Raw genomic sequence first — 6,166 nt, forward strand, 5'->3', positions numbered from 1 at the left:
CGGCGGCCACGACCGTCGCGGTGACGGTCCAGGCGGCGTCAGCCGCAGTTGCGCCAGCCGGTCACGAAGCTGTCGTACAGGCTCCCGGCCGAGATCTCGCCCTTGACCTTCACGCAGTGCCCGTTCGTTTCGTTCCGGTACGACGCGCCGGCGTACGAGGCGTACGTGCCGTAGTCGTAGGAGTTCCGGTCACCGCTGTCCAGCACCCTGTTGTTGTTGTCGTCCACCCACAGCGAGACCCCCGTCGGCACGCTGCCCGACACGTAGTTGTAGGTGATGACGCAGTTCTGACCGCCGCTCACCGACGAGTACCAGAGCTCGGTGCGCCCGAGCGACGTGCCGCCGTCGGTGAGGTACCACGTCTCCAGCTTGGTGCCGGAGCACGACGACTTGATCGGGCCGAACGACTCGGCGCTCGCGGGCGTCGCGAGGAGCGTGACGGCGGCGAGGGCACTGATCACTACGGCTACGGGTCGTCTGAACCTCATGGTTGTCTCCTTTGAACGGACCTGGTTCGGGCTTGCCACGGTGTGACGTGCCCCCTTGGGACAAGAAGAGCGAGCCCCACGCGGAGCAGTACACGGAGCGCCGCCTACGATGCGAGGCGTGACCGTGTCGCGTCGGAAGAACCACCAGATCGCCGTGCTGGTGCTGGAGGGCGCCAAGCCGCTCGATGTCGGCATCCCCGCGCAGGTGTTCTCGAACCGGCCGAGCATGCCCTACGAGGTGCGGGTCTGCGGCGCCGCGCCCGGGCTGGTGACCGGCGGCGACGGCCTCTCGTACCACGTGGCCGAGGGCCTGGACGCGCTCGAACGGGCGGACACCGTGTTCGTCCCCGGCTACCGGACGCCGGCCGCCGCCGACCCGCCCGCCGTCGTCGTCGACGCGCTCAAGACCGCCCACGCGCGCGGTGCGCGGCTCGCTGCCATCTCGACCGGGGCGTTCGCCCTGGCCGCGACCGGGCTGCTCGACGGCAGGCGCGCGACCACGCACTGGCACTACACGAAGGCACTCCGCGAGCGTCATCCGCTGGTCCAGGTGGACGAGAACGTGCTGTTCGTCGACGAGGGCGGGGTGCTCACGTCGGCGGGCGCCGCGTCCGGCATCGACCTGTGCCTGCACCTGGTCCGGCGCGACCACGGCGTCGGGCTGTCCAACCATGTCGCCCGCAGGCTGGTGGCCGCGCCGTACCGCAGCGGGGGACAGGCGCAGTACGTGCCGCGCAGCGTCCCCGAACCGCTCGGTGACGTGTTCGCCGACACGCGTGCCTGGGTCCTGGAGCACCTTGCCGAACCGCTGACGCTGGACGCGCTGGCGCGCAACGCGCGGGTCTCGGCGCGCACGTTCTCGCGGCGGTTCGTGGAGGACACCGGGTACACGCCCATGCAGTGGGTGCTCCGGGCGCGCGTGGACCTGGCGCGGGAGCTGCTGGAGCGCAGCGACCTGAGCGTGGAGCAGATCGCGCACCGCGTGGGGCTTGGCACCGCGGCGAACCTGCGTCTGCACTTCCACCGGATCCTGGGGACGTCCCCGACGGAGTACCGGCACACGTTCTCCGCCTGAGCTGTCTGACGCGTCGGGCGAGGTAGGGTGTGGCGAGATCCTTGCGGGCGGTGGCGTTATGTCTGGCGTGATGCTTGCGCACCATGGCGTTCCAGCCGCTTTCGACGCCGGGGCGGCAGGCAGAGCATGGAGGCATGACACGCATCGCCATCAACGGCTTCGGCCGCATCGGACGTAACTCCCTCCGTGCCCTGCTCGAGCGCGACAGCGCCCTCGAGGTGGTCGCGATCAACGACCTCACCGCCCCGGACGCGCTCGCTCACCTGCTCAAGTACGACAGCGCGCTCGGCCGTCTCGGCCGCCCCGTCGAGGTCGACGGCGACGAGCTGGTGGTCGACGGACACCGCATCAAGGTCCTCGGGGAGCGCGAGCCCGCCAAGCTGCCGTGGGCGGAGCTCGGCGTCGACATCGTGCTCGAGGCCACGGGCCGGTTCACCTCCGCCGACGCCGCCCGGGCGCACATCGACGCCGGCGCGCGGCGGGTGCTGGTCAGCGCTCCGTCGGCGGGCGCCGACGTCACGCTCGCCTACGGCGTGAACACCGACGTCTACGACCCGGCCCAGCATGTGATCGTCTCGAACGCCTCGTGCACCACGAACGCGCTGGCCCCGCTGGCCGCCGTCCTGGACGACCTGGCCGGGATCGAGCACGGCTTCATGACCACCGTGCACGCCTACACCCAGGAGCAGAACCTGCAGGACGGGCCGCACCGCGACCTGCGCAGGGCCCGCGCCGCCGCCGTCAACATCGCGCCGACGACGACGGGCGCGGCCAAGGCGATCGGCCTGGTGCTGCCGAACCTGAACGGCAAGCTCTCGGGCGACTCGATCCGCGTGCCCGTGCCGGTCGGCTCGCTCGTGGAGCTCAACACGACGGTCGAGCGCGAGGTCACCCGCGACGACGTCCTCGCGGCGTACCGCACCGCGGCCGACGGCAGGCTCAAGGGCATCCTCGACTACTCCGACGAGCCGCTGGTCTCCAGCGACATCACGGGGGAGGCGGCATCCGCCGTCTTCGACGCCGCGCTCGTCCGCGTCGACGGCAAGCACGTCAAGGTGGTCGCCTGGTACGACAACGAGTGGGGCTTCTCCAACCGCGTGATCGACACGCTGGAGCTCATGGCGCGCGACTGACCCGTTCGCCGGCACGGGACGTCCCGGGGCGACTACTACCCCGCGAGGTGTGTTGCGGAAGGTAGACAGTGTCTACTGTCCGCAACCCACCTCGCCGACGTGGTGTTTCCCCGGCGTCGGCGTCAGGGAACGACCGAGGCCGCGGCGTCCGCGACCCAGCGCCTCTGCCGCCGGGTCTCCACCGCGCGCGGGTGGTAGTTCGCGCGGACCCAGGCCACGGCGTCCTCGGCGGGGACCCCGCTCATGACCGCGAGGACCGAGAGCGCGGTACCCGTCCGTCCGATCCCGCCGCCGCACGCGACCTCCACGCGTTCGGACGCCGCCCGCGTGTGCGCCTCGCGCAGCGCGGCCACCGCCTGCTCGGTCGAGTCGGGCAGGCGGAAGTCACGCCACCGGACCCACCGGTACTCCCAGCCGGGCACCCGCGGGTCACGGCCGAGCAGGTAGACGGCGAAGTCCGGGGCGGGCGCGTCCCGGCGCGGTCGTCGCAGCCCCGTGCCCCGGACGCGCCGTCCGTCGGGCAGCTCGACGACGCCGTCGGTCAGGTCCCACTGATTCATCGCCCCAGCGTAATGAGCCACGAGTTTCGTGGCCGGTCTCTGAGCTGGTCGCCGGTCCAGCCGGATCGCCGGTCGAGCTCGTCGGGACCAGGTCTCGACGAGCTCGACCAACGAAGGACCTAGAAGGTCCAGCGTTGCGCCTCTGCGCCGGTGCAGGTGCGGATCTCGAGCCGCTGACCGTCGTGCAGGGGAGTGCCGCCGACCGCCGTCAGGCACTTGCCCGACTGTGGGTTCACCACCGCCCGGGAGGCGGACTGGTAGGTCCAGTTCTGCGCACCGGTCCCGTTGCAGGTCCACAGCTGCACGACGGCGCCGTCGGCCGTGCTGCCGCCCGAGACGTCCATGCACTTGCCGAGCGCGCTCAGCGTGGAACCGGACCGGGCCCAGGTCTGGGCGGCGTTGCCGCTGCAGTTGACGATCTGGAGCGGGTTGCCGTCGGCCGGGTCGGCCCACGGCACGTCGACGCACATGCCGTTGGCGGCGCGCACCGGCCCCGTGCCTGCCGGGAGGGTCGAGGCGCCGCCGTCGCCCCCGCCGCCGTCGGACCCGGCGATGGGCGTCGCCGCACCCTGGAACGGGTCGAGCTGGATGTACGCGGCGGACGGGTTGCCGTCGTGGACCAGGGACTCCTGCGCCAGGACGTCGTCGAACGCGAAGCCGTAGGCCTTGCCGTTCGCCATCTGCTGGTGGATGTACTTGGAGTAGTAGTCGGTGACGGAGTCCTGGTAGAAGCCGGAGGTGCTGGTGCCCGGCTGCGTGGTGGTGGTCAGGAGCGTCGAGCGGTGGAAGCCGGCGCACAGCGTGCGGGCGATGGCTCCGATGTCGTTGTTCGGGGCCGCCAGATCCTTGTAGCAGCCGAAGACCGAGTCGCTCGACGGCTTGCGGAACTCCGTGACGTACGCACCGGACGCGTTCGTGAACCGCATGACGCCGTTGACCACGCGGCCCGTGAACCGGGCGGCCGGGTCGTAGGAGTAGGGCGCGACGATGAGGTTCTCGTTGGTGTACTTGGCCCAGACCCGGTCGATGTAGCTGCCCAGGATGTTCGCGTCGATCTGCCCGGTCCCGATGGCGTGGCCGGGGGCGAGGACGCGCAGCAAGGACCCGTCGGGGGCGCGCTGCGCGAGGTTGTTCCAGCCGGGCGTGCCGGCCAGCGCGTTGACGACGTTCTGATAGCCGTCGGGCTTGAGCATCCCTGTGCTGATCACCGTGCCGTCGGCCTTGCGCAGGCCCGTCTGGTACGGCGCCGAGAGGAAGTCGACCTGGGTGCTGTTGATCCACAGGCCGGAGTCGTTGAGCGTGAACTCGGTCCAGCTGAACAGCTTGTTGCGGTTCGGGTCGCTCGGGTTCTGCACCGCCGGCTGGACCAGGCGGCCGTCGTTGACGACCTTGAACGAGAGCTTGCTGCCGTACGAGAAGTAGACCCGGCCGGACATCTTGGGTAGCTGGATGGTCTTCGACTGCCCGTCCGCCGGGCCGGCGATCGAGGCGTCGGGGGCGTCGACCGGCGTCCCGCCCACGGTGGGCCAGGGGTGGAACGTGCCTCCGGCGTCGGACCAGCCGAGCCGGCCCGTGTGCGGGTCGCCCAGGACGTAGATGAAGACCTGGTCACCGCGGCCGGAGTCGTTGGTGATGGTCAGGGGGATCGTCGCGGGGACGGCGGCGGCGGGTTCGGGCTGGGTGACGACGAGTGCCGTCGCGGTGACGGCGAGCGCGCCGAACGCGGCGATCGCGTTGACCAGCCTGCGGAGTCCGGGCCTTCGAGTGCGTGACCGTGTTCGAGACATTGGCAGATCTCCTTGGTTCCGGTGGTACGTCGTTGTACTTACGGGACTGTCAGCAACAAAGCGGATATTAGTGAGGATTCCTGACTATGTCACTAGCCGGGCGCGATCTCGTGAGTGGACGGCGGCCCGGCTAGCCTCGATCGAACTGGACTCCGGCCGATCGAGGCTCGTCGAGGAGGGCCCCATGAAGGTGACCAGCAAGCCGCGCCACCGCACCGTCGACGTCGACGGGCTCGAGATCTTCTACCGGGAGGCGGGGGACCCGGCAGCCGTGGGGCAGCCCTGCGTGCTGCTGCTGCACGGCTTCCCGAGCTCGTCGCACCTCTTCCGGCACGTGATGCCGCCGCTGGCCGAGGTGGCCCGGGTGGTGGCTCCGGACCTGCCGGGCTTCGGGTTCTCCGCGTCCCCGGGCGTCGACGAGTACGAGTACACGTTCGCGCGGCTCGCGGACACGGTGGAGGCGTTCCTGGACCGGATCGGGGTCGACCGGTTCTTCGTGTACCTGCACGACTTCGGCGCCCCCGTCGGCTACCACCTCGCCACGCGGCACCCCGAGCGGGTCGCCGGCCTCGTCGTCCAGAACGGCAACGCGCACGACGACGGCCTGGGCAGCCAGTGGGACAGCGCCCGCGCCTTCTGGGCCGACCCGTCGGAGGAGAACCGGGCCCGCCTGCCCGAATGGCTCAACTACGAGGGCGTCCGCGACGAGTACGTGAGCGGGCTGCCGGACCGTGTGCGTGTGCTCCAGCCGCCCGAGTCGTGGCACCTGGACTGGGGGCGGATCTCGCGGCCCGGGAACCTGGAGGCCCAGTTCGAGCTGTTCCGTGACTACGCGAGCCATGTCGCCCGGTTCGACGAGATCGCCGACTACCACCGCAGGAGCCAGCCGCCGTGCCTGGTGCTGTGGGGCCGCCACGACACCTACTTCGACCTGGCCGAGATCATGGGCTACGCCAGGGTGCTCGACCGGCTGGAGATGCATGTGTACGACGCCGGGCACATGCTGCTGGAGACCCACTGGCCCGAGTGCGCGGCGGTGATGGGGGACTTCGTCAGCGCCGTGGCTGCCGCTGGCTGACGGCGGCGGGGCGCGTACGCGACACGGACGAGCGGGGCGGGCACC

General features: G+C 70.8%; 6 protein-coding genes. 3 read left to right on the top strand and 3 right to left on the bottom strand.

Annotation, left to right across the window (positions count from 1 at the left end; all coding sequences use genetic code 11):
• Nucleotides 1–38 precede the first annotated feature (38 nt).
• Nucleotides 39–488 (bottom strand): hypothetical protein, encoded by a 450-nt coding sequence (locus tag ACFWE2_RS01065; protein ID WP_377222347.1) that lies wholly within the window; start codon nt 486–488, stop codon nt 39–41.
• A 118-nt stretch (nt 489–606) separates the two neighbouring features.
• On the opposite strand from ACFWE2_RS01065, the gene ACFWE2_RS01070 reads away from it, so the two are divergent.
• Both ACFWE2_RS01070 and gap read left to right on the top strand, forming a co-directional pair.
• Nucleotides 607–1,563, top strand: coding sequence for a GlxA family transcriptional regulator (locus tag ACFWE2_RS01070; RefSeq protein WP_377222348.1), 957 nt, complete (start codon nt 607–609; stop codon nt 1,561–1,563).
• A 134-nt stretch (nt 1,564–1,697) separates the two neighbouring features.
• Complete coding sequence (gene gap / locus ACFWE2_RS01075) at nt 1,698–2,696, top strand: type I glyceraldehyde-3-phosphate dehydrogenase (RefSeq protein ID WP_377222349.1); 999 nt, start codon at nt 1,698–1,700, stop codon at nt 2,694–2,696.
• Between the two features lie 122 nt (nt 2,697–2,818).
• Here gap and ACFWE2_RS01080 read toward each other — a convergent pair whose 3' ends face one another.
• Nucleotides 2,819–3,256: a protein-tyrosine phosphatase family protein gene (locus tag ACFWE2_RS01080; protein ID WP_377222350.1), complete on the bottom strand. Its 438-nt coding sequence runs from the start codon at nt 3,254–3,256 to the stop codon at nt 2,819–2,821.
• A 119-nt stretch (nt 3,257–3,375) separates the two neighbouring features.
• Nucleotides 3,376–5,043, bottom strand: coding sequence for a beta-1,3-glucanase family protein (locus tag ACFWE2_RS01085; RefSeq protein ID WP_377222351.1), 1,668 nt, complete (start codon nt 5,041–5,043; stop codon nt 3,376–3,378).
• A gap of 184 nt (nt 5,044–5,227) precedes the next feature.
• Between ACFWE2_RS01085 and ACFWE2_RS01090 the strand changes: the two genes are divergently transcribed.
• Entirely contained in the window at nt 5,228–6,121 is an 894-nt protein-coding gene (locus ACFWE2_RS01090; RefSeq protein WP_377222352.1) for an alpha/beta fold hydrolase, read from the top strand.
• Nucleotides 6,122–6,166 lie beyond the last annotated feature (45 nt).

Source organism: Promicromonospora sp. NPDC060271 (assembly GCF_042726755.1).
Taxonomy (GTDB): Bacteria; Actinomycetota; Actinomycetes; order Actinomycetales; family Cellulomonadaceae; genus Promicromonospora.